This window comes from Shewanella sp. 10N.286.52.E4 (assembly GCF_041468785.1).
In the GTDB taxonomy this organism is placed as follows: Bacteria; Pseudomonadota; Gammaproteobacteria; order Enterobacterales; family Shewanellaceae; genus Shewanella; species Shewanella electrodiphila.
Genome location: NZ_JBFRJJ010000007.1, coordinates 112,491 through 135,965 on the forward strand (window position 1 = coordinate 112,491; position 23,475 = coordinate 135,965).

General features: G+C 42.1%; 27 protein-coding genes and 1 pseudogene. 9 read left to right on the forward strand and 19 right to left on the reverse strand.

Going from position 1 to position 23,475, the window contains the following annotated elements; genetic code table 11:
* Positions 1-225: 225 nt before the first annotated feature.
* The 4 genes from rplI to rpsF are packed head-to-tail and all read right to left on the reverse strand — an operon-like array spanning position 226 to position 1,661.
* Entirely contained in the window at positions 226-678 is a 453-nt protein-coding gene (gene rplI / locus AB4153_RS04365; RefSeq protein ID WP_102528003.1) for a 50S ribosomal protein L9, read from the reverse strand.
* A 28-nt stretch (positions 679-706) separates the two neighbouring features.
* Positions 707-934, reverse strand: coding sequence for a 30S ribosomal protein S18 (gene rpsR, locus AB4153_RS04370; RefSeq protein ID WP_055023454.1), 228 nt, complete (start codon positions 932-934; stop codon positions 707-709).
* Positions 935-946: 12 nt separating this feature from the next.
* Positions 947-1,249, reverse strand: coding sequence for a primosomal replication protein N (gene priB / locus AB4153_RS04375; protein WP_102528004.1), 303 nt, complete (start codon positions 1,247-1,249; stop codon positions 947-949).
* 7 nt (positions 1,250-1,256) lie between these two features.
* The gene (gene rpsF, locus AB4153_RS04380) at positions 1,257-1,661 is read right to left on the reverse strand and encodes a 30S ribosomal protein S6 (protein WP_055023456.1); all 405 of its coding nucleotides are present in this window, start codon (positions 1,659-1,661) and stop codon (positions 1,257-1,259) included.
* Positions 1,662-2,000: 339 nt separating this feature from the next.
* Between rpsF and AB4153_RS04385 the strand changes: the two genes are divergently transcribed.
* Positions 2,001-2,744 carry a YdiY family protein gene (locus tag AB4153_RS04385; RefSeq protein ID WP_102528005.1) on the forward strand — a complete coding sequence of 248 codons (744 nt, stop codon included), beginning with the start codon at positions 2,001-2,003 and terminating at the stop codon, positions 2,742-2,744.
* Between the two features lie 71 nt (positions 2,745-2,815).
* Here the strand turns inward: AB4153_RS04385 and rlmB are convergent, their stop codons facing one another.
* From rlmB to zapE, 8 genes are all read right to left on the reverse strand, one after another.
* Positions 2,816-3,556: a 23S rRNA (guanosine(2251)-2'-O)-methyltransferase RlmB gene (gene rlmB, locus AB4153_RS04390; RefSeq protein ID WP_229371098.1), complete on the reverse strand. Its 741-nt coding sequence runs from the start codon at positions 3,554-3,556 to the stop codon at positions 2,816-2,818.
* A 4-nt stretch (positions 3,557-3,560) separates the two neighbouring features.
* Positions 3,561-6,041, reverse strand: a complete 2,481-nt coding sequence (rnr, locus tag AB4153_RS04395) for a ribonuclease R (RefSeq protein WP_371996497.1) — start codon at positions 6,039-6,041, stop codon at positions 3,561-3,563.
* Positions 6,042-6,083: 42 nt separating this feature from the next.
* Entirely contained in the window at positions 6,084-6,695 is a 612-nt protein-coding gene (locus tag AB4153_RS04400) for a tetratricopeptide repeat protein (RefSeq protein ID WP_102528008.1), read from the reverse strand.
* Between the two features lie 239 nt (positions 6,696-6,934).
* On the reverse strand, positions 6,935-8,230 hold the full coding sequence (locus AB4153_RS04405) for an adenylosuccinate synthase (protein ID WP_229371092.1): 1,296 nt from the start codon (positions 8,228-8,230) through the stop codon (positions 6,935-6,937).
* A 67-nt stretch (positions 8,231-8,297) separates the two neighbouring features.
* On the reverse strand, positions 8,298-8,486 hold the full coding sequence (locus tag AB4153_RS04410) for a DUF2065 family protein (RefSeq protein WP_102528010.1): 189 nt from the start codon (positions 8,484-8,486) through the stop codon (positions 8,298-8,300).
* 157 nt (positions 8,487-8,643) lie between these two features.
* Positions 8,644-9,036, reverse strand: a complete 393-nt coding sequence (gene rpsI / locus AB4153_RS04415; protein ID WP_102528011.1) for a 30S ribosomal protein S9 — start codon at positions 9,034-9,036, stop codon at positions 8,644-8,646.
* Positions 9,037-9,051: 15 nt separating this feature from the next.
* Complete coding sequence (gene rplM, locus AB4153_RS04420; protein ID WP_102528012.1) at positions 9,052-9,483, reverse strand: 50S ribosomal protein L13; 432 nt, start codon at positions 9,481-9,483, stop codon at positions 9,052-9,054.
* Positions 9,484-9,839: 356 nt separating this feature from the next.
* Positions 9,840-10,952, reverse strand: coding sequence for a cell division protein ZapE (zapE, locus tag AB4153_RS04425; protein WP_102528013.1), 1,113 nt, complete (start codon positions 10,950-10,952; stop codon positions 9,840-9,842).
* Between the two features lie 237 nt (positions 10,953-11,189).
* Here zapE and AB4153_RS04430 point away from each other — a divergent pair, with 237 nt between their 5' ends.
* Complete coding sequence (locus AB4153_RS04430) at positions 11,190-12,542, forward strand: DegQ family serine endoprotease (RefSeq protein ID WP_102528014.1); 1,353 nt, start codon at positions 11,190-11,192, stop codon at positions 12,540-12,542.
* A 117-nt stretch (positions 12,543-12,659) separates the two neighbouring features.
* On the forward strand, positions 12,660-13,742 hold the full coding sequence (gene degS, locus AB4153_RS04435; RefSeq protein ID WP_102528015.1) for an outer membrane-stress sensor serine endopeptidase DegS: 1,083 nt from the start codon (positions 12,660-12,662) through the stop codon (positions 13,740-13,742).
* A 133-nt stretch (positions 13,743-13,875) separates the two neighbouring features.
* Here the strand turns inward: degS and murA are convergent, their stop codons facing one another.
* From murA to mlaF, 7 genes are all read right to left on the reverse strand, one after another.
* Positions 13,876-15,135: a UDP-N-acetylglucosamine 1-carboxyvinyltransferase gene (gene murA, locus AB4153_RS04440; protein ID WP_371996501.1), complete on the reverse strand. Its 1,260-nt coding sequence runs from the start codon at positions 15,133-15,135 to the stop codon at positions 13,876-13,878.
* A gap of 15 nt (positions 15,136-15,150) precedes the next feature.
* Positions 15,151-15,402: a BolA family protein gene (locus AB4153_RS04445; RefSeq protein WP_371996502.1), complete on the reverse strand. Its 252-nt coding sequence runs from the start codon at positions 15,400-15,402 to the stop codon at positions 15,151-15,153.
* Between the two features lie 25 nt (positions 15,403-15,427).
* Positions 15,428-15,724 (reverse strand): STAS domain-containing protein, encoded by a 297-nt coding sequence (locus tag AB4153_RS04450; RefSeq protein WP_248955657.1) that lies wholly within the window; start codon positions 15,722-15,724, stop codon positions 15,428-15,430.
* Complete coding sequence (locus tag AB4153_RS04455; protein ID WP_371996515.1) at positions 15,721-16,329, reverse strand: phospholipid-binding protein MlaC; 609 nt, start codon at positions 16,327-16,329, stop codon at positions 15,721-15,723. Before AB4153_RS04455 ends, AB4153_RS04450 begins: the two co-directional genes overlap by 4 nt.
* A gap of 78 nt (positions 16,330-16,407) precedes the next feature.
* Positions 16,408-16,881, reverse strand: a complete 474-nt coding sequence (gene mlaD / locus AB4153_RS04460) for an outer membrane lipid asymmetry maintenance protein MlaD (protein WP_371996504.1) — start codon at positions 16,879-16,881, stop codon at positions 16,408-16,410.
* 36 nt (positions 16,882-16,917) lie between these two features.
* Positions 16,918-17,703 carry a lipid asymmetry maintenance ABC transporter permease subunit MlaE gene (gene mlaE, locus AB4153_RS04465; RefSeq protein WP_102528021.1) on the reverse strand — a complete coding sequence of 262 codons (786 nt, stop codon included), beginning with the start codon at positions 17,701-17,703 and terminating at the stop codon, positions 16,918-16,920.
* Positions 17,690-18,517 (reverse strand): phospholipid ABC transporter ATP-binding protein MlaF, encoded by an 828-nt coding sequence (gene mlaF / locus AB4153_RS04470; protein WP_371996505.1) that lies wholly within the window; start codon positions 18,515-18,517, stop codon positions 17,690-17,692. The genes mlaE and mlaF overlap by 14 nt, the downstream gene beginning before the upstream one ends.
* Before the next feature lie 177 nt (positions 18,518-18,694).
* Here mlaF and AB4153_RS04475 point away from each other — a divergent pair, with 177 nt between their 5' ends.
* The 6 genes and pseudogenes from AB4153_RS04475 to lptB all read left to right on the forward strand — a co-directional run bounded on the left by AB4153_RS04475 (position 18,695) and on the right by lptB (position 23,346).
* Complete coding sequence (locus AB4153_RS04475; protein WP_371996506.1) at positions 18,695-19,657, forward strand: calcium/sodium antiporter; 963 nt, start codon at positions 18,695-18,697, stop codon at positions 19,655-19,657.
* A 68-nt stretch (positions 19,658-19,725) separates the two neighbouring features.
* On the forward strand, positions 19,726-20,703 hold the full coding sequence (locus AB4153_RS04480; RefSeq protein WP_102528024.1) for a KpsF/GutQ family sugar-phosphate isomerase: 978 nt from the start codon (positions 19,726-19,728) through the stop codon (positions 20,701-20,703).
* Position 20,704: 1 nt separating this feature from the next.
* Positions 20,705-21,268, forward strand: coding sequence for a 3-deoxy-manno-octulosonate-8-phosphatase KdsC (gene kdsC, locus AB4153_RS04485; protein WP_102528025.1), 564 nt, complete (start codon positions 20,705-20,707; stop codon positions 21,266-21,268).
* Positions 21,265-21,825 carry an LPS export ABC transporter periplasmic protein LptC gene (lptC, locus tag AB4153_RS04490; protein ID WP_102528026.1) on the forward strand — a complete coding sequence of 187 codons (561 nt, stop codon included), beginning with the start codon at positions 21,265-21,267 and terminating at the stop codon, positions 21,823-21,825. Before kdsC ends, lptC begins: the two co-directional genes overlap by 4 nt.
* A gap of 64 nt (positions 21,826-21,889) precedes the next feature.
* Positions 21,890-22,342 (forward strand): annotated as a pseudogene (gene lptA, locus AB4153_RS04495) (lipopolysaccharide transport periplasmic protein LptA); the annotation flags it as partial.
* A gap of 272 nt (positions 22,343-22,614) precedes the next feature.
* Positions 22,615-23,346 carry an LPS export ABC transporter ATP-binding protein gene (gene lptB, locus AB4153_RS04500; RefSeq protein ID WP_102528028.1) on the forward strand — a complete coding sequence of 244 codons (732 nt, stop codon included), beginning with the start codon at positions 22,615-22,617 and terminating at the stop codon, positions 23,344-23,346.
* Positions 23,347-23,475 lie beyond the last annotated feature (129 nt).

Sequence of the window (23,475 nt, forward strand, 5' to 3'; positions counted from 1 at the left end):
TGAACTTTTTGCCTGAACTTCTTGCCTGAACTTCTTGCCTGAACTTCTTGCCTGAATTTTTTTGCCTTAACTTTTGCCAGAGTAAGTCCAGATTACTTTCGTCAAAATTACTTTTATTGCATTATTTCAAGTCAAAGTATGCAGCCCATCACATTGCAGTTTTACATATTCCAGACATAAAAAAACACCGCCAATTGGCGGTGTTTTCTTTAAAGCAAATTGCTATTAGTCTTCTGCAACAACAGAAACTTTAACAACAGCTTTAACTTCAGTGTGAAGCTGAACTTCAACTTCGAAGTCACCTAAAGTGCGTAAAGCACCTAAAGGTAGACGTACTTCAGCTTTAGCAAGCTCAACGCCAGCAGCAGTAACTGCATCAGCGATGTCGCGAGTACCAACTGAACCGAATAGTTTACCTTCGTCACCAGCTTTAGAAGCGATAACAACTGCTTCTAATGCAGCAAGCTTTTCAGCTCGTGCAGCACAAACACCTAATTCAGCAGCTAATTTAGCTTCTAATTCAGCGCGACGTGCTTCGAAAACTTTAACGTTTTCGTCATTAGCAACAACAGCTTTGCCTTGTGGCAAAAGGAAGTTACGTGCGTAACCGGCTTTAACTGAAACTTGGTCACCTAGGTTTCCAAGGTTAGCGATTTTATCAAGCAGAATAACGTTCATTATCTAATTCCTCTGATTAATACTGCGATTACTGATGTAAATCAGTGTAAGGCAGTAGAGAAAGATAACGAGCACGCTTAATCGCGCGAGCTAGTTGGCGTTGATATTTAGCACTAGTACCAGTGATACGGCTAGGAACAATCTTACCGCTTTCTGTTACGTAGTTTTTTAAAGTAACGATATCTTTGTAATCAATTTCTGCAACACCTTCAGAGGTGAAACGACAGAACTTGCGACGACGGAAATAACGTGCCATGTTGACAGTCTCCTAAGTTTTCAATTCGACATTTTCGGCGTGCATAACCAATTTATTTTGGCCATTTCGTCCTTGCTGCATAGAGATAAACCCTTCAACTTGGACCTGCACGCCTGCTTTTAATTCTTCTGTAACGCTATTAAAACGTTGTCCACTTAATATGACTTGGATGAGGCAATAAACGTTTCTCAACATCTGGCCTTCATACCGCTGCGCTTTGTGCTCTAACGTGATTACCTTATGTGGAATCCCGCTTGGGCTATCAAACCGCTTAGAACGAGTTATCGTTCCTGACAATACTAAGTGATTAACCACAGATTAATTATTCAGCAGATTCTTCAGCGCTTGCTTCAACTTCTTTTTCAGCAGCTGGTGCAGCAGTAGGAGCACGACGTGAATCACGCTCATCTTTTGCTTTAGCCATTGGAGAAGCTTCAGTAACAGCAGTTTTAGTGCGCATTACCATGTTACGCAGAACAGCGTCATTGAAACGGAAAGCTGTTTCTAACTCTTCGATAGACTCTGCAGTTGCTTCTACGTTCATAAGAACATAGTGAGCTTTATGTAGGTCTTGAATTGGGTAAGCCAATTGACGACGACCCCAATCTTCTAGACGGCTGATAGTACCGTTAGCATCAGTAATTACACTGCTGTAACGCTCGATCATACCTGGGACTTGTTCACTTTGATCTGGGTGAACCATAAATACGATTTCATAATGACGCATTTATTGCTCCTTACGGTTAATTAGCCTCACGTGTGGCTCAGTCAGACCAAGTTGGAGGCAAGGAACGAAATTAAATGACTGATTTGAGCGCGACATAGTACATAAACACAACAGCAAACTCAAGTAATACTTTGCCATCAAGTCTATTCGTTTAGTCTCTACTAAAAGTGAGACTGTCATTTAACTTAACAACACATAAATACGATATAAAAATTAATAACTTAACCCTTCAAGACAGTGTTTAAGTAACGGATTGCTTTGCAGCCTACACGAATACAGGTATTATGACGCTTCATCCGTATTCCAGGCGTTCCTCATAACAACCCATAGATAAGCGTAATGAATAAAGTCATCATTTTTACTTCTACTTTGCTCGCCTCATCTTCTGCATGGGCATTAGTACCACCAGATTACAAAGAGCCACCAAGTGACTTTAACGCTGAAATTGAAGCGGGAATGCAACTAAACACCGGTAACAACCAGTCGCAAAACTTCAATGGCCGTACTTACTTAAATTACGACACTGAAAAAGCCCGACAAGAATTAACCTTAAAAGCCTACTATGCAGCTGATGATGAATCGACGACAGCTGAAAAATATGATCTTTACGCGCAATCTAGTTATAAACTGGATAGCGGTTATGTATTCGGACGCGGGGAATTCACTTGGGATGATTTTGGTAGTTATACCAAACTGTCAACGATATCTGCTGGTTACGGTTTCGATATTATTTCAAATTACCAAACCAAACTCAGTTTAGAAGTGGGTCCTGGTTATCGTTATGATTTGCCTAAAGCCACCGATTCCGATTTAAATCCAGAAGCCAACCAAGACATCATTTTACGTACTGCAGCAAAGTATTCGGTCAAGCTACAGGAATATACCAGTTTAAATGCCGATCTCACCTCAGAAGTCGGTGAAGACAACAATACCCTGACTTTAGATTTAAGTTATAAAAATACCTTTTTACAGGATTGGGCATTTAAAATTGGCGTTAATGTTAAGTACACCGCCGTTGTTCCTGAAGACAGTTTTAAAACCGATACCATTACCACGTTTAACCTGCTTTATACTTTCCAGTAGCATTCAAATTCAAAGCAAATAAAAACGGGCATAAGCCCGTTTTTTAATGCTGATAATTTATCTTAGCAAGATTAGCCTTTACGCTGGCGCACTGCTTCAAATAAACAAATACCCGTTGCAACAGATACATTTAAACTTGAAACACTACCCGCCATTGGGATAGATACGATTGAATCACAGCTTTCACGTGTTAGGCGACGCAAACCTTTATCTTCAGCGCCCATTGCGATAGCAAGTGGACCTTTTAAGTCGGCTTGGTACAATTCACAATCTGCTTCACCTGCAGCACCAATAATCCACACACCTTTTTGCTGAATATGGCGCATAGTGCGGGCAAGGTTAGTCACTTGAAACAAAGGAACAGTTTCAGCTGCGCCACATGCCACTTTACTCACGGTTGCAGTTAAACCAACTGAATTATCCTTTGGTACAATAATACCTTGAACCCCTGCAGCATCCGCATTTCGCAAACATGCACCAAGGTTATGAGGGTCGGTAACACCATCAAGAATAAGTAGAAATGGCTGCTCTGTTTTTTCAAGCAAGGCATCTAAATCATTTTCAGTGAGTATTTTGGCTGGTTTCACTCGTGCGACAATACCTTGATGTTGGCTGCTTGCTGATTTGTCGTCAAGTACCTTACGTCCAGAGCGCTGCACAGAAACACCATATTGGTTTGCAGTGTTAATTAATGGCAGAACACGCTCATCTTCGCGACCCTGTACTACCCATAATTCAATCACACGCTCTGGTGCATTTCGTAGCAAAGCTTCAACAGCATGTATGCCAAAAATGATATCTTGTTTTTTCATTTACTTATTTTCTCTTACGCTTTGCTTTAGATGGTTTTTTTGCAGCTGTTGTAGCTGAACTGTTTACCGGTTTTTTAGATGATTTTCCTGCACTTTTTTTCTTAGCGCTAGATTTAGAACGTGGCTTTTTAGCACTTGAACTACGTTTTGCCCCACTTTTATCATCTTTAGTATCAGAACTATCTTTACCCGCTCCTGACTTGCTTGAACCAGATTTTCCAGCCCCCGCTTTAGCGCCTTCAAGGTTAGCGCGTTCACGTGCTGTTAACGGTTTACGATTAGCTTTTTTACGGCTCTTCCCATGATCGCCAAGCATGATAAGGTCTATTTGACGATCATCCAAGTTAACTGCGGCCACTTTTACATTCACTTCATCGCCCACTTGATATACGTTCTTGGTGTTTTCACCAATCAAACGTTGACGCATTGGATCAAATTGGTAGTAATCACTGACTAAACTTGAAATATGCACCAAGCCATCGATGTAGAGATCTTTCAGCCTCACAAATAAACCAAAGCTTGTTACCGATGCGATAACGGCTTCAAAATCATCACCAACATGATCTTGCATGTATTCGCATTTAAGCCAATCAGCTACATCACGCGTCGCTTCATCTGCACGGCGTTCAGTCGTTGAACATTCTTCGCCTAACTTATCCAACTCTTCAAGGTCATAATGATAACCCCCTTCAGGAGTCCATTTATCCTTAACATTGCCATCTTGTGCAGCTAACAGGTAGCGGATCACACGGTGCAACACCAGATCTGGATAGCGTCGAATTGGCGAAGTGAAATGCGAGTATTCGGTTAATGCTAACCCAAAGTGACCATCATCATCAGGGCTATATACTGCTTGGCGCATTGAACGCAGTAACATGATTTGAATCAGTTCTGCATCCGGTCTATCAGCAATTTTCAGCATCACATCTTGATAATCAGATGGTGTAGGTTCATCACCGCCATTCATTGATAATCCGCGTTCAGCTAAAAACTCTTTAAAGTTTGCTAGCTTAGTTTCAGATGGCGCTTCATGGACACGATATAGCACTTCACCTTTATGTTTCTTCACAAACTTAGCAGAAGCGACGTTTGCGAGGATCATGCACTCTTCAATAATCTTATGAGCTTGATTACGTCCACGGGGCACAATCGCTTCAATCTTACGTTGTTCATTAAAGATGAACTGGGTTTCAACGGTTTCAAATGCAATTGCACCGCGTTCAGCTCTACGCTCGTTCAAAGTTAAATACAGAGACTGTAAACATTGAAGATGCGGGAATAGTGCTTCATGCTCAGGCGCGATTTCGCCGCCCTCGAGCATTGCTGCGACTTGGGTATAAGTAAATCTTGCATGTGAATGCATCACTGCAGGATAAAACTTATAGCCAGATAACTTACCCGCCGCTGAAATTGTCATTTCTGCGACCATACATAAACGGTCAACATGCGGATTAAGCGAACATAAGCCGTTGGAAATTTTCTCTGGCAACATTGGAATAACTTGCGATGGGAAGTACACCGAGTTACCACGGGCACGCGCCTCTTCATCTAATGCAGAATCAGTGCGTACATAATGACTCACATCTGCAATCGCTACCCATAAACGCCAGCCACCACTAGGTTTTGTCTCAGCATAAACTGCATCATCAAAATCACGGGCATCTTCACCATCAATCGTCACTAAAGGTAAGTGACGTAAATCGACTCGACCTTGCTTATCAGACTCTGGTACTTCATCAGGAATGCGCTTGAGTTTTTTCTCAATCACTGATGACCATTTATGGGGTAAATCATAATTGCGCAGAGCAATTTCAATTTCCATACCGGGGGCCATCGTTTTACCAAGTACTTCAGTGACTTTCGCAGCGGCTTTAACAAAGCGGCCAGGTCTGCGGGTTAACTCAACTACAACCACGTCGCCTGCGCGAGCGCCATTCCTGTCTTCTTTAGCAATTAAGATTTCTTGGGTAATACGTCTATCATCAGCAATCACAAATGCCATGCCAGCATCAACGTGATAGCGGCCTACTAATGGTGCTGCTCGTTGCTGAACTAGACGTACAATACGTGCTTCACGACGTCCACGACGATCTGAGCCCGCTTTTTGTGCTAGGACTTTATCGCCGTGAAAATACATCTGCATATCGCGGTTATTAATAAATAAGTCATCTCCGCCTTCATCAGATTTAAAAAATCCAAATCCATCTCGGTGACCAATCACGCTGCCTGAAAGTAAATCCATCTTTTCAGGTAAACCATAGCTATGTCCGCGGGTGTACACTAGTTGTCCATCACGCTCCATTGCACGCAAACGTCTTCTTAGCGCTTCAAGATGATCTTCATCGACCATGTTTAATGCTGCGGCAATGTGCTCTCTAGTCACAGGTGATTTCTGGGCGCGTAAATACTCTAAGATGTATTCACGGCTAGGGATTGGGTTTTCGTACTTGTCTTGCTCTCTCTCAAAATGAGGATCGTTGATCATTCAATTTCCAAATAATTTACTCCAATGTTGGAGTATTAGCGTTTAGTGCAGCTGCGGCTGCTGTGCTCGCGCGACTATACTCGCGGGCATCTTAGCGGCTAATGTCTGCAATAATGAAGACGCTTTTTTCTGTGTCGCTTCATCATTAAATACGCTGTTATATAACCAATGGTAACCTAACTTGTAATCTACAGGGCTACCATAACCTTCGCCAAAAAGGCGAACTAACATTAATCGTGCTGGCACATCGCCATTAGCAGCAGCAGGCATCACATACTGCACTGCACGATTTTTATCTTTGACTACCATTTTACCGTGATAGTAATACTCGGCCAGTTTTAGCATCGCCTCTGCGCTACCTTGCTCTGCAGCAATTTGTAATTGTTTCATGCCTCTGGATGCATGCTGCGGCACACAAACACCATGATTAAGCATCTCACCCCATAAGAATTGATACATGGGCTGCTTTAGCACTTCGGCTCTCGCTTCGATGTCTTGTACTAGCTGGCAATCATCGGCTTTAACTTGCTGTAAATATTGATTCGTTCGGATCAATTTAAGTAATTGCTCATCATTATAAATATCCACTGAAGCCATTTCGGCAACGGTAATATATGGAATAAAACACAACAACAATAAACTTAAACGCAGCATAACGATTCTCAATGACACTTTAGTTACTCAATGCATCGGCATTATAGCTCAATTCTTGAGTATTAACTGCACAAACCGCAATTATTCAACACAATAGAAAACTGAATCGCTTGTATTAGATAGGAGAAAATGACGAAGGTAACTGGAGGATAACAGTGAATGTTCGATGTAAATTTTCAATCAATAAAACTAGGTCAACTACACAATAAAAAGGCCGCTAATTAGCGGCCTTCAATGTGTTAGTTAAATGGATTAACTAATACGATTGTTTCGTTTCTGTCAGGACCCGTTGATACGATATCAACTGGAGCTTCAAGTAACTCTTCGATACGCGCAATATAATTAAGTGCTGCTTGTGGCAGTTGCTCAATTGATGTCGCACCGAAAGTGGTTTCGCTCCAGCCTGGCATAGTTTCGAAAACAGGTGTTACCTGCTCGTAACCTTCAGCAGCTAAAGGAGTCACTGTTTCAACAGACCCATCTGGATACTGGTAACCAACACAAATCTTAACTTCTTCTAGGCCATCTAGAACGTCAAGTTTGGTTAGACAGAAGCCGCTTACACTGTTGATTTGAACTGCACGGCGCATTGCCACAGCATCTAACCAACCTGGACGACGTTTACGACCAGTTGTAGCACCGAACTCTTGACCTTTATGGCCTAAGTAGTCACCAATCTCATTCTCAAGCTCTGTTGGGAATGGACCAGCACCTACACGAGTGGTGTAAGCTTTCATGATACCTAATACATAATCTAAGTGACGAGGACCAAAACCAGAACCAGTAGCTACGCCACCTGCTGTAGTGTTTGATGAAGTCACATATGGGTATGTACCATGGTCGATATCAAGTAATGTACCTTGTGCGCCTTCAAACAAGATTGGCTCACCCGCTTTACGGGCAGTATCTAGTAATTCAGTCACATCAGTACACATGCTTTTCAGATAATCAGCGATAGCTAATGCATCATCTAGCGTTGTTTGATAGTCAACAGCTTCACAATCATAGTATTCGGTTAGCATGAAGTTGTGATATTTCATCACTTCTTTTAGCTTAACAGCGAAAAGTTCAGCATTGAACAAATCACCTACGCGAAGACCACGACGAGAAATTTTATCTTCATAAGCTGGACCAATACCACGACCCGTTGTACCGATAGCTTGATTGCCGCGCGCTTTTTCGCGAGCCACATCAAGAGCACAATGGAAAGGTAGAATTAGTGGACATGCTTCTGAAATAAGAAGACGCTCTTCGACAGGAACACCACGCTCTTTAAGCATGTTGATCTCTTTCATCAAAGCATCGGGAGCGAGCACTACACCATTACCGATAATGCATTTCACATTGTCGCGTAAGATCCCTGACGGAATCAAATGAAGTACTGTTTTATCGCCGTCGATAACAAGAGTATGACCAGCATTGTGGCCGCCTTGGTAACGAACTACATATTTTGCCTGTTCTGTTAGAAGGTCGACAATCTTACCTTTTCCTTCGTCACCCCATTGAGTGCCGAGTACTACTACGTTTTTGCCCATCGTCTGCTGCAAGGTTGCGGTATAAAGGCGAATTTTAACAGATTTCTGGGGGTGTATTGCAAGTATTTTATGCGAAAATTATTAATAGTACTATGCCAGCAGACACCAATGATCCACCTAACCTCCTGAGAACATTCTTGTTTTGGCTCGAAATCTCAGCTAAATATTTTTTCCATTGCTGTGGAAATAGTAACGGTCCAATCCCTTCTAAAACCAAAACTAAACCAATCGCAAACATCCACACTTGAAAATCCATCATTCATCCCACAATTTATTATTAACTCAACAACAGAACAGTGGCAGCATCAAATAAATGAAACACCATTATCATTTTGTATCATAGCTGTATTTGATAAAAAAAAGGCAATAAAAAACCCAGCATATAGCTGGGCTTTTTGAATTCCAAAAACGAATTAACGTTTTGAGAATTGTGGCTTACGACGTGCTTTACGTAGACCAACTTTCTTACGCTCAACTTTACGAGCATCACGGGTAACGAAACCAGCGCCGCGTAAAGAAGGACGTAGAGCTTCGTCTAACTGAAGCAATGCACGAGTAATACCGTGACGAATTGCACCTGCTTGGCCAGTGGTTCCACCGCCTTTAACAGTTACATAGATGTCAAGTTTATCTGTCATTTCAACTAGCTCAAGTGGTTGACGAACAACCATACGAGCAGTTTCACGACCAAAATATACATCTAGTGGACGTTGGTTAACAACGATTTGACCACTACCTGCTTTAGCGAATACGCGAGCAGTTGATGTTTTACGACGGCCAGTGCCGTAGTACTGAGTTGCAGACATTAGCTTACTCCCGGATTAGATATCAAGAACTTGTGGTTGTTGTGCAGCGTGGTTATGTTCAGCGCCAGAGTAAACTTTAAGTTTACGGAACATAGCGCGGCCCAAAGGACCTTTTGGTAACATACCCTTAACTGCTTTCTCGATAATCATCTCAGGCTTATGATCTTGCAGCTTTTCAAAAGTAATCTGCTTGATACCACCGATGAAACCTGAATGTGAGTAGTAAACTTTGCCTTTAGCTTTGTTACCAGTCACTGTAACTTTCTCAGCGTTAATAACGATGATGTAGTCACCAGTGTCAACATGAGGAGTATACTCTGGCTTATGCTTACCGCGTAAACGAGTAGCAATTTCAGTAGCGATACGACCTAAAGTTTTACCTTCAGCATCAACGACGAACCAGTCACGTGTGACTGTTTCTGGTGTAGCAGTAAATGTAGTCTTCATTTTACAAAAACCCAATGATTAAAATTCTGTCTCAATGCTGACTGCACATGCAATCAACACAATGACCATTTCAAAGCCCCTTCGAGCTGAAATTGGTTTAAATCTTCCACCCAAATTCGGTGGAGTAACGAGGGCAGGTGGCGGATTATAGACAAACTTGAGTTAAAAATCATCTAATTTTTTCATAATTATAAAAAAATCACCTATGAAGGTGATTTCTGGATTTTATGCTGAATATTCACTATCTCATCGACATGAGTCGTTCAATAAACACTCAACCCTATCAACTCAAATATAGCTAGCGAATAAGTTACCTATATAAGTAAACCTAAACAGCAATTTGATATATGCCCTATTTAAGGAAGATGCTCTAAAGTTAAATAGTCATGAGACTGCATTTCAATCAGTCTTGAACGGCAGCGCCTAAACTCAAAGCTCAATAAGCCATCGGTATAGATATCTTCTAATGAAACTTCTGCAGAAATAATCAGTTTTACATTACGTTCGTAAAATTCATCGACCATGGCCAAAAAGCGCCTCGCGATATCGTCACCTGTGGTTGAAGACCCCATTTGCTCGAGGCCACTCACTAAAACAGTGTGATACAGCCTCGCCACTTCCATATAGTCACGTTGCGAACGAGGACCATCACATAAGTCTCTAAAGTTAGCTAATAAGACACCTTGAGATTGTTGGCGAATAGCAATCTCACGGCCTTCAATTTCAATAGAACCTGTAAGCACTTCTGATTCTGGCGCGAGTTGACCAAAGTAAGTGATTAAATTGGTATCCGCTTGCTGATCTAAGGGGAAATGATAAATCTCTGCTTGTTCAAGAGTACGTAAACGGTAATCAATTCCCGAATCGACATTTAATATTTCACAATGCTCATTAATCAGTTTAATTGCAGGTAAGAAGCGTGCGCGTTGTAACCCGTTCTTATATAAGTCGTCAGGAATGATATTAGAGGTCGCCACTAAGGCAACACCTTCTTTGAAGAGATATTGGAATAAGGTGCCCAGTAACATCGCGTCGGTAATGTCTGAGACAAAAAATTCATCAAAGCAGATTATCTTATATTGCTGCGCCATTTTCTTAGCAATGCTAATGAGCGGATCTTGTACCCCTTCCATTTCACCGAGATCATGATGCAGCTGGTGCATAAAACGATGGAAATGTGCACGCAATTTTTTATCTGTAGGCAGTGCATCATAAAAGGTATCCATCAAGTAGGTTTTACCGCGCCCTACTCCACCCCATAAATACAGTCCTTGAATCGATGAGTCAGATTTTTTCAATCCTATCGCACTAAACAACTTGCCAATACCTGAAGGTTGGACATCGGCAGCAATGACTTCTTCATAAACTCGTTGTAGCGATTTTACCGCTTGCTCTTGTGCTATATCGTGAGAAAAACCATCACGGGTTAAATCTTGCTGGTAATGCTGCCAAGGGCTTAACTGCGACACAAGTACGACTCTCTTATACTGCTGAAAATTCGAAACAATCATAGCATGCAGCTACAATTGAGGTAACGTTTATAACTACAAAAAATTAACCTTTGTTAATATAGGCTGAACTTATTGAAACAGCATAGACTCCGAGGTTATATATACCATGTACGATTATCAGATTAAATTTGATCAAAGGCGATAACTGTAAACTTTTACCGAGCCATGATTTAATTTTTCAAGGAGCAATAATTAATGAAACCAAAATTAACTTTACTCTCAGCAGCAATTTTATCAGCCTCGCTATCTTTAATGCCGGCCTTATCACAAGCGGCAATTCCCCAAACTGTTGATGGTCAAGCATTACCAAGCCTAGCGCCCATGCTTGAAAGAACAACACCTGCTGTTGTATCGGTTGCGGTAAGTGGTACCCAAACATCGAAACAACAAATCCCAGATGTATTTAAGTATTTCTTTGGCCCTAATGCGCCGCAAGAGCAAGTCCAAGAGCGACCATTCAGAGGCTTAGGTTCAGGGGTTATTATTGATGCCAAAGAAGGCTATATCGTCACCAATAACCACGTCATTAACGGCGCGGATGAAATCAAAATTGGCCTACATGATGGACGAGAAATTGATGCTAAATTAATAGGCGCTGATCCAGAATCTGATATTGCGCTACTGCAAATTGAAGCAAAAAACCTAACGGCAATTAAACAGACTAACTCAGATGATATTCGAGTGGGTGACTTTGCTGTGGCTATTGGTAACCCATTTGGCCTTGGACAAACCGTAACTTCAGGGATTGTTAGTGCTCTAGGACGTAGTGGCCTTGGCATTGAAATGCTTGAGAACTTTATTCAAACCGACGCCGCGATTAACAGCGGTAATTCTGGCGGCGCACTCGTTAATTTAAATGGTGAGCTTATCGGTATCAATACAGCAATCGTTGCACCAAGTGGCGGTAACGTCGGGATTGGTTTTGCAATTCCCGCCAATATGGTGAACAACCTCATTAATCAAATTATTGAACATGGTGAAGTGAAGCGTGGCGTACTTGGTGTCACGGGGCGCGATTTAGATAACGAGCTGGCAAAAGCGTTTGGCCTTGAAACCCAACATGGCGGGTTTATCAGTGAAGTCATGCCTGATAGCGCCGCTGATAAAGCAGGCATAGAAGCTGGCGACATTATTGTTAGCGTTAATGGTAAAAAGATTAAAAATTTCCAAGAGCTTAGAGCCAAAGTAGCCACGATGGGCGCTGGTGCAAAAGTTGAAATTGGCATTATTCGTGATGGCGATGAAGAAACCGCGAACGTAGTTCTAGGTGAATCAACCTCGAGTTCAGGTTCTGCCGATAATGCCCTCCACCCAATGTTAGAAGGGGCAGAACTGAGTAATAGCCGTAAAGGTATCGAAATTACGAGTATTGCACAGGGCTCTCCAGCAGCACGAAATGGCCTTCAAGAAGGAGACTTAATTGTCGGCTTAAATCGCAGTAAGGTCAAAAACCTGAACGCGTTAAAAGAAGAGCTAAAGAATCCACAAGGTGCTGTTGCGTTAAAGGTGCTCCGCGATAACAAATTAATGTACTTAGTACTGAGATAAAGCCTTAAATTAAATCTTATTATCAAACATAAATTAAGCATTGTAGTTTGTCGCTACGATGCTTAATTTTTTTAGTCATGATAATATTTGCTCATCTTTCCTATATGTAGTCGACCAATGAACTTCAAAGACACTATTCTTTACTTAAGCAAGGCTGTGGTATTTGGTTTGGTCATGGCTGCTGTATTCTTATTTGTTAATTCCATTACTAACAACAATAGCTTCAATAACGGCTTAACGACGACTCAACATCATAATGAATTGTCATTTGCTAGCGCTGTACGTAGAGCCGCTCCAGCAGTTGTAAACATATACAGCTTAAGTTTAGATCAAAATAGTCCACTGAACTCAAGCTCACTCCAAGGCCTTGGCTCTGGAGTGATCATGAGCAAAGAAGGCTACATTTTAACTAACTACCACGTGATCAAAAAAGCCGATGAGATTGTTATCGCGCTGCAAGATGGTAGAAAGTTCACCTCTGAAGTTGTCGGCTCAGATCAAATCACCGATTTAGCGGTACTTAAAATCGAGATTGATGGTGATAACGTCCCCATTGTACCAATTAACCTCAATAATCCAGCCCAAGTCGGTGATGTCGTGTTAGCGATTGGTAACCCATACAATTTAGGCCAAACTATTACGCAAGGCATCATTAGTGCTACAGGTCGTAATGGTTTAAGTTCAGGCTATCTCGACTTTTTACAAACCGATGCTGCTATTAATGCAGGTAACTCTGGCGGCGCGTTAATTGATACCGGTGGTGAGCTTATTGGTATTAATACTGCTGCTTTCCAAATTGGGGCTGAAGGTGGTGGTCACGGGATTAACTTTGCTATTCCTATAAAGCTTGCCCATAGCATTATGGGGAAATTGATTACTAACGGCCGCGTGATCCGTGGTGCACTGGGTATTTCAGGCGAACCTTTGAGTCCTGTAATGGCGCAAATTCTCAACTTACCCGACCTTAAAGGCGTATTAGTCACAGGTGTTGATCCAAATGGCCCTGCATCAAAAGCAACGCTGCGTCCTCGTGATGTGATTATTCAATACGAAGAAGAAAGCGTACCAGGCGTTGAAATGTTAATGGATAGAATTGCTGAAACCACACCAGGTAATCAAGTGAATATCACTATTATTCGTGAAGGCAAACCACTAGAACTACCCGTTGTTATTGGAGAGAAGCTCCCTACTGATAGTTAATTTAAACTGGTTTATCCTCAAATAAAGCCTGCTTATGCAGGCTTTTTAATCACTCCAAATTCATGATGACTAAATATTAAGACATAAAAAAGCCGCTCAAAAAGCGGCTTTAGTTATCAATACAGATATTAGCTTAGCTAACGCGAACCACTTTGCCGCCTAAGCCTGCAAATTTATCTTCGATATGTTCATAGCCGCGATCTAAATGATAAATCCGATCGACAGTTGTGACACCATCAGCCATTAAGCCCGCAATCACTAAACTTGCTGATGCACGTAAATCCGTCGCCATCACTTGAGCACCATTCATGCGCTCTATACCTTTAATGATGCAAGTATTACCTTCAAGTTCCATCTCGGCGCCCATACGACTTAGCTCAGGTACATGCATAAAACGATTTTCAAAAATCGTTTCAGTCACATGACTGGTGCCTTCAGCTAATGCATTAAGTACACAAAACTGAGCTTGCATATCGGTTGGAAATGCAGGATATGGCGCTGTTTTAATATTAACAGCGACAGGACGTTTACCCTGCATATCAAGCTCGATCCAATCATCACCTGTGGTAATTTTCGCACCTGCATCTTCAAGTTTGGCAAGTACAGCTTCAAGTGATGAAGGGTCAGCATCAACACAACGAATACTTCCGCGCGTTACTGCTGCTGCAACCAAAAACGAACCGGTTTCGATTCGATCTGGCATCACTCGATACTCACAGCCAGACAAGCGTTCAACACCTTCAATTTTTAGTGTTGCAGTGCCTACACCAGATATTTTGGCCCCCATGCTAATTAAGCAATGGGCTAAATCATTAATTTCAGGTTCACGCGCAGCGTTTTCGATGATTGTTTCACCATCTGCAAGTGTGGCGGCCATAAGTAAGTTTTCAGTCGCGCCGACGCTGACCATATCCATAAAGATATGCGCGCCCTTAAGACGGCCATCAACACGCGCTTTGATGTAACCTTCTTTCACTTCAATCTTAGCGCCCATTTGCTCTAAGCCTTGCAAGTGAAGGTTTACAGGGCGGGCACCAATGGCACAACCACCAGGTAATGATACATCTGCAGTACCAAACCTTGCGAGTAATGGGCCTAAGATTAAAATAGACGCTCGCATGGTTTTAACGAGATCGTAAGGAGCACAAAACTCATTTAAGTTTTGAGTTGAAATACAGTACTTGCTGTCGCCTAACTCTTTCACTTCTGCGCCTAAACAACGCAATAACTTACACGTTGTATTGACGTCTCGAAGACTCGGTACGTTAGAAACGATAAAGTCAGTCTCTGCTAGCACACTTGCGAACAAAATCGGCAAAGCGGCATTTTTCGCCCCAGAAATGGTCACATTTCCAGAAAGCGGCTGACTGGCTTGAATTGTTAGTTTATCCACACTGACTCTCTGAAATTACATATTAAATAGTTTTTCACGCTTCCACTGTGTCGGCGTAAAAGTTTTGATGGTCAGCGCATGCAACTCACCACTGGCTATGAATTCATTCAATGGTGCGTAAATCGTCTGTTGTTGCTTTACTTTACTCATGTCATCAAAGCATTCGCCTACGGCAACGACCTTAAAATGACTACCGTCAGACGTGACATGAACTTCATCTACAGTGAGTGCGTCTGATAAAATTTGTTCGATTACTTTGCAATCCATGGAATTTGCTACCTTAAATTCAATGCTAGTTTTCTAGAAAAAAGGATTCTAAATCATATAACTCAATGAGTTTTTTTAGATGTGTACTCGGATTTGCCAATGTTCTTGGCTGAGTAGTGCTTTTACTGCAATTACCTAAGCATATCAGCTCAAGTAAAAATGCGACGCCTGCGCTGTCGGCATACTCTAAAGCAGACAAGTCTAACACTTGCGTGCTATCAGTAAACAACTGTTGTCGTTTTGGCCATAAATCAATGACCTCTGTTTGCCTTAATTGCCCTTTAATTTCACAAGTGTCACCTTGTTGTAAAAACTCAATCACGCAGCATTTTCCTTATCCTGTTTGTAATTGATTTCTTGTTGGGTGCGATCTTTTAGCATTTCAATCACCGAATCCACGCCTTTCTGGCGAATTAAGTTTGAAATTTCAGACTGTTTTGACGCAAGTAGACTCACCCCTTCAGCGACTAAATCAAATGCCTTCCAACTATCATCTTTAAGGCGTCTTGCTTTAAACATCACTTTAATCGGTGGGCGGCCATCTTCAATAATTTGCACATTTACATCGACGAATTTCTCATCGGCAAAATCACTCGCAGGGGAAAACTGTACTTTTTGACCTGTATACTCGGTAAAGGCTTGAGCGTAAGTCGCCACCAAGTAACCTTCAAACGCTTCGACAAAACGCTCACGTTGTTCTGGTGTCGTGTCGCGTAAATACTGCCCCATGACTTTATAAGCAGCATATTTGTAATCGACATATGGCATTAATTCTTCACGCACAATCACCTTTAAATGACTTAAATCTGCATCAATTAACGCTTTATCAGTATTAAAGCGATCAAAGGTTTTATTCGATACTTGCTGGACTAACTTAAAAGGATCATGAGTATCTATAACTTCACTTGTCACTTCACTCGCTGACATTGTGAGACTCACAGCACTGCCAACTAACAACACCATAGTTTGCAAAATACGTTTAAAGACTTGGCTCATACTTCTCTCCTAATTGTCCTTTGAAGAAACGCTATATAATAACTGCCCAATTAAATCCTCTAAAATCAATGCAGAGCGAGTGTCATGCACTCTATCCCCATCTGCTAACATTTCTATGTCATCGTCCATAAAGCCTGGGGTCAGCCCTAAAAATTGCTCACCTAATAACCCTGACGTTAAAATTGATAAGCTACTCGTTTCAGGGAACTGATTAAACTCTTTATCCATGGTTAAGGCAACTACGGGCACCAGCTTCTTATTATCCAGTGTAATTTTCGAGACTCGGCCAACGACAACACCGCCAACCTTCACAGGTGAACGCACCTTTAAACCGCCGATATTGTTAAACTCAGCTCTTAAAGTATAGGTCTCTTTACTCGACTTTAGTTCCACATTGGCAACGTTAAACACCAATACACAAAATGCCAACAACCCTGTTAGTAAAAAGAGCCCAACGAATAATTCTACTTTCCTTGTCAACATATGCTTCAACCACTTAATTAATGAATGCGAAATTTGTTACTGACCAAACATGATTGCTGTAAGCAAAAAGTCGAGTGCGAGTACCGCTAAACTTGCTTGCACCACTGTCGAAGTGGTTGCCTTACTTATCCCTTCTGGGTTTGGCGTGACCTCATACCCGCGGTACAAAGCAATCCAAGTTACTACCACGCCAAATAGAGCACTTTTAATCAAACAATTCACAATATCTTGGCGCCATTCGATAGATGCTTGCAGTATTGACCAAAAAGACCCGCTATCGATGCCTTTCCATTCAACCCCAACAAGATGACCACCTAAAATACCAACGAGGCAGAACATCATTGTTAATAAAGGTACACTTATCACCCCTGCCCAAAAACGCGGCGCAATCACTTGCCTTAATGGATCGATAGCCATCATCTCTAAGCTAGATAATTGCTCAGTGGATTTCATTAAGCCTATTTCTGCGGTTAATGCTGAACCTGCACGTCCCGCAAATAATAATGCCGTCACGACAGGGCCAAGTTCACGCAGTAAACTCAGCGCAACCATCGGGCCTAAACTTTCAACAGTGCCAAAATCAGCTAAAACGGTATAACCTTGAAGCGCCAAAACCATACCAATAAATAAGCCTGATACGATGATTATCACCATTGAGCGCACACCAAGCACATAAATTTGCTTAACCACTAATGGCAAACCTTTACTGATATTAGGCACATTGATAATCGCACCCCAAAGCATTAAGCCTGCACGGCCTAGCCCTGCTAAAACATCCAATGCAACTCGGCCTAAGTCCGCCACACGACTAACTACGCCCATTTAGCATCTCCTGTTGGTAATCTTCAGCGGGGAAATGAAAAGGCACAGGCCCGTCTGGTCGGCCATTAATAAACTGTTCAATTTGAGGGTTATTTGATGCTCTAAGCTCGTCGGGAGTCCCTGAGGCAATCACTTTCTTTTCAGCAATCACGTACACGTAATCAGCAATGCTCAGAACAGCGTCAACATCATGGGAAACAACGACAGAAGTGAGTTTTAAGGTACTGGATAGCTCACCGATTAATTTCACCAGCATCCCCATTGAAATAGGATCTTGCCCAGCAAATGGCTCATCATAAAGGATCATTTCAGGCTCTAAGGCAATCGCTCTCGCTAACGCTGCTCGCCTTTGCATACCACCTGATAACTCATTAGGGTTCATCTGAGCTGCGCCTCGTAATCCCACCGCTTGCAACTTCATCATCACCACTTTACGAATAATGCTTTCAGGTAAACCAGAATGCTCACGTAATGCAAAAGCCACATTATCAAATACATTCATGTCGGTGAATAAGGCACCACTTTGAAATAGCATGCTCATGCGTTTACGCAGCTCAAATAATTGCTGACGTTTGAGTTGGTGAATATTTTCACCACTGAATATTACTTCACCGCTGTCTGGGGTTAATTGACCACCAATTAATTTAAGGAGCGTCGTTTTACCGATGCCGCTGGGGCCCATAATTGCGGTAACTTTTCCCTTAGGAATGTTCAAACAAATATCATCAAAGATGACACGTGAACCACGATTGAATTTCATATGACGAATTTCAACCAAAGGGGATGTATTTTGTAATGAACTTGAATCTGACATAGAGGAAATAATAGCCTTCCTGGCCCGCAAGATGTAGATCTGAATTGTACGAAATTGTGTAAGAACCTACAACAAATCAATCACCATGAGTTACAATCCACAACAATTATCGCATCTGCTCATATTTTTGTTAAAATTCTGCACAAATATAGCTATCAACACTTTTTTTGGACAAACATGCTTTTTAATATCTTGATGCTAATCGCTGGCCTAGGCGTATTAGTTTGGAGCGCAGATCGCTTCGTATATGGCGCAGCCGCTTTCGCTCGTAACCTTGGACTGCCGCCAATGCTGATTGGTTTAACCATTGTTGCAATGGGAAGTTCAGCACCCGAAATGTTTGTCGCAGCCACAGCATCAATGGAAGGCATGAGCAATACAGCCGTAGGTAATGTGCTGGGCTCAAACGTTGCTAACATCACCTTAATTCTTGGTATTACCGCCCTACTTGGTGCTATTTCAGTGAGTTCTCAAACACTCAAAAGAGAAATACCGCTAATGCTAGCAGCGACTGTTTTAGCCGGTTACCTCATCCATGACGGCATGCTAACTCGTTTTGAAGGCGGTGTTTTATTAGTCGCATTTTTTGGATTAATGGGCTATTTCATTTGGCAAGCCATGAGAAATAAGCAAATAGATCCGTTATCTGACGAATCTGATGCAGAGATCCCTAAAAATGTACCCACATTACATGCTATTATCTGGATCATTGTGGGCATGATCCTACTGCCGCTTTCTGCCGATTGGATGGTGACTGGTGCTGTAGGCATTGCCAAGACATTTGGGCTTTCCGACTTAGTCATCGGATTGACCATTATTGCAGTGGGTACCAGTTTACCTGAGCTTGCTGCATGTATTGCTGGGGTGTTGAAGAAAGAAGACGATCTCGCCATTGGTAACATTGTCGGATCGAACTTATTTAATATTTTAGCAGTATTGGCTATTCCTGGGCTCATCGCTCCAGGTGAGATTGATGCGCAAGCAAGTAGCCGAGATTTTTATATGGTGCTGGGTACCAGTGCCGCATTAGCAGTACTCGTTTTATCCAGTGGTGCCAAAAAGCAGCTAACTCGCTGGCATGGCGTCATTTTATTAGTCGTCTTTATTGCGTACCAGATTGTCTTATTTCAATCTCAATAACGGGGCATAAAGACTTTTATCTCACTAATGCTAATGTTTAATTAGTGTTAGAACAGAGCGAGAGACCTATGATAGATCAGAAACAATTGCGCCAATGGGGCCGTCAGGTCATTGATATCGAGAAAACGGCATTAGATAACCTCTATCAATATGTTGATTCCGATGAGTTTGGCCAAGCTTGTGAACTTATTTTGCAATGTAAAGGCAAAGTCATTGTCATGGGTATGGGAAAATCGGGCCATATTGGTAACAAGATTTCAGCCACTCTCGCCAGTACAGGCACACCAGCGTTTTTTGTTCACCCAGGTGAAGCAAGCCATGGCGATTTAGGGGCTTTGGCTAAAAATGATATCGTCTTAGCAATTTCAAATTCTGGTGAATCAAGCGAAATTCTCACTTTGCTACCAGTAATTCAAAGAATGGGCGTACCGGTTATCGCGGTTACAGGGAAACCTGACTCGAATATGGCGCGCTTATCGAAATTGCATCTTTGTATTGAAGTACCAGAAGAGGCTTGTCCGTTAGGACTCGCCCCCACTTCAAGCACAACGGCAACATTGGTCATGGGCGATGCACTAGCTGTCGCTTTGCTTCAAGCAAGGGGCTTTACTCGTGATGATTTCGCTTTATCTCACCCAGGCGGCTCTTTAGGCCGTAAATTACTGTTAAAAGTGTCAGATGTTATGCATCAAGGTGCTGATGTACCTATAGTTAACAGCAGTGTCTGTATCACTGAGTCCTTATATGAAATTTCAAATAAAGGTTTAGGTATGACTGCTGTGACTGATGATGGCGGTCAACTTGTGGGTATATTTACTGACGGGGATTTACGCCGCGTGATTGATGCAGAAAAGAATTTACGTACCACAGCCATTGCCGATGTCATGACACCAAACTGTATTACCATCAGTGCCGATATTTTGGCTGCACAAGCATTGCAAATTATGGATGAAAAAAGCATTAACGGCTTAATCGTGGTTGATAACAATCAACAACCTGTTGGCGCACTAAACATGCTCGATATGGTTAAAGCAGGAGTCATTTAATATGTCTGAAACACAAGTTCATCAAGGCTTATATGGCCCTGTCAGTGATGACATTTGGCAGCGCGCTAAAAAAATCAAACTGCTTATCTGCGATGTTGACGGCGTTTTTTCCGATGGCCGCATCTACTTAAGTAATGCAGGTGAAGAACTCAAAGCATTTCATACTCGAGATGGTTATGGCGTCCGCTCAATTTTAACTAGTGGTATTCAAGTCGCTGTGATCACAGGCCGTAAATCTGCCATTGTAGAAAATAGAATGACAGCTCTTGGCGTCAGCCATATCTATCAAGGCGTGGATGATAAACTTACCCCGTTTAAAGACTTGCTGAGCATTTATAATGTCAAACCTGATGAAGTCGCCTATATCGGTGATGACATGGTCGACTTACCCGTCATGAAAGAAGTGGGTCTTGCGGTTTGTGTGGCAGACGGTCACCCTTTTGTAAAACGTCACTGCCAAATGATTACTAGTATAAATGGCGGCAATGGGGCACTACGCGAATTAACTGATCTGCTATTGGTTAGCCAAGACAAATTTGAATCGGCCCATGGAATGAGTATATGAGCCGCACCACATTGGCCATTTTAGCCTTCTTTGGCGCTGCACTGATTTTATATTGGCAAGTCCAAGTCAAGCGCAGCCAGATGGAAGCATCAAAGCTGCCTGATCCTGCTCGTCCTGAGTTTATAGCTAATGACTTACGTAGTACTGAATTTAACGAGCAAGGCTTAGTCCAAAGTCGTGTATCAGCAAAACACATGGAACATTTTCAGCAAACAAATGAAACCTTGTTCACTGAACCTGTTTATCTTGTCTATCCAGAAAATGGTGAAGCTGAGTGGCAATTAACTGCTGATTTAGGCAAGCTTAATAAAGAAACTGGCAAAGTAGTGCTACAAAATAATGTTATTATTGATGCAATAAACATCAATGAACCAGTACAATCTTTGACAACCACTATGTTGGCTCTCGATTTGAACACTATGATCATGACGTCTGACAGACAAATATATGTCACAGGTCAAGATTTTAATATACAAGGCTTAGGCCTTTACGCTGATTTAAATGCCGAAGAATTAGAGCTTTTAAGTCAAGTAGAAGGAACGTATGAAGCAAAGTAATAACCTTACTGTCTCACTACAACATTTTGTAAAGTTGAGCCTAGTTGGAATAAGCCTAATTGGAATGACTGGCGTTAACGCTAAAGAAGGCGATCTACAACAAGAGCTAAAAGTCGCAGCTGTGAGCCAAAAAGCAGACATTAAAAATAACCAAGTTATTTTCTTTGGCCCTGTTAACGTCACCCAAGGCACGATTAACATTAATGCAGATGAATTGCGCGCATTTAGTGAAGAGTCTGGCGGTCAAAAAACCATGGTTGCCACCGGTAATCCGGCTACATTCTCGCAAGAGTTAGATGATGGTCGTATTGGTACAGCCAGTGCCAATGAAATCAGATATGAGCTAGCCAGCAGTATTTTAACCTTAAAAGGTAACGCTAAACTTGATCAAGCAGGTAGCCAAGTTACCGGTAACCTCATCAGTTATAATATTGAAAAACAGCAATTGATCGCTGAAAGTACTGGCGACGGAAAAGACCGAGTCATCACAATTTTCCAGCCTGAAAACTATCCTGATTTAAATGAATCGAAAGACACTTCAGAGCAACCAGATAGCGCCTCATCTGAGCCTGTTTCAACAGAAGAAGTCACAGAGCAAGCACCTGAAGAAACAGCTGAGAAGTTAATTGAAAATCAATCTGATGCCGCTATCGAAAACACTGAAAATGGTTTGGATTCGGCAGCAGCAACTGAAGCTGAAACACCTGCAATAGCTAAACCTGCATCAAGTGATGAGCAACCAGCTTCAGATGCATTACCTGAAACACCAGCGCTAGAGCAAACTCAATAATGACCCAAATTACCTTAACAGCTGAAAACTTGGCTAAAAGCTACAAAAGTCGCCAAGTGGTCAAAAATGTCAGTCTTACCGTTAAAACTGGGCAAATTGTTGGGCTATTAGGGCCAAATGGTGCAGGTAAAACCACCACCTTTTATATGGTCGTTGGCTTAGTTAAAAGTGATAAAGGCCGCATATTAATTGATTCAGATGATCTCACGGCAGATCCAATGCACCTGCGTGCACGCAAAGGCATTGGTTATTTACCGCAAGAAGCCAGCATTTTTCGCAAGTTAACCGTACACGATAATATTATGGCGGTGTTGCAAACCCGCAAAAGTTTAACGACTGAGCAGCGCATCGAAGAGTTAGAGCACTTATTAGAAGAGTTTAATATTACTCACATTCGCGATAGCCAAGGTATGGCATTATCGGGTGGTGAACGTCGACGTGTTGAAATCGCACGCGCATTAGCGGCAAACCCTAAGTTCATTCTGCTAGATGAGCCCTTTGCTGGTGTCGACCCTATCTCTGTGATAGATATCAAGAAAATTATTCAACAACTAAAAAATCGTGGACTTGGAGTACTCATTACCGACCATAATGTTCGTGAAACGCTTGATGTATGTGAGCGCGCGTATATTGTTAGCCACGGTGATTTAATTGCAGAAGGCACGCCTGCTGAAATCTTAGACAATCAGCAAGTCAGGTCAGTATACTTAGGTGAGCAATTCAAGCTATAGTTAGCATTCTTTAGTGCACAATATGGCATGTCGCGACCAGTATCAGTCCCACTTTTTAGTGCAATGTTCTAGACTGAACTTAAGCCAAGGTTCAGCTTAAGCCTAGAAGCAGTTTAAAAAGGTGCTAGA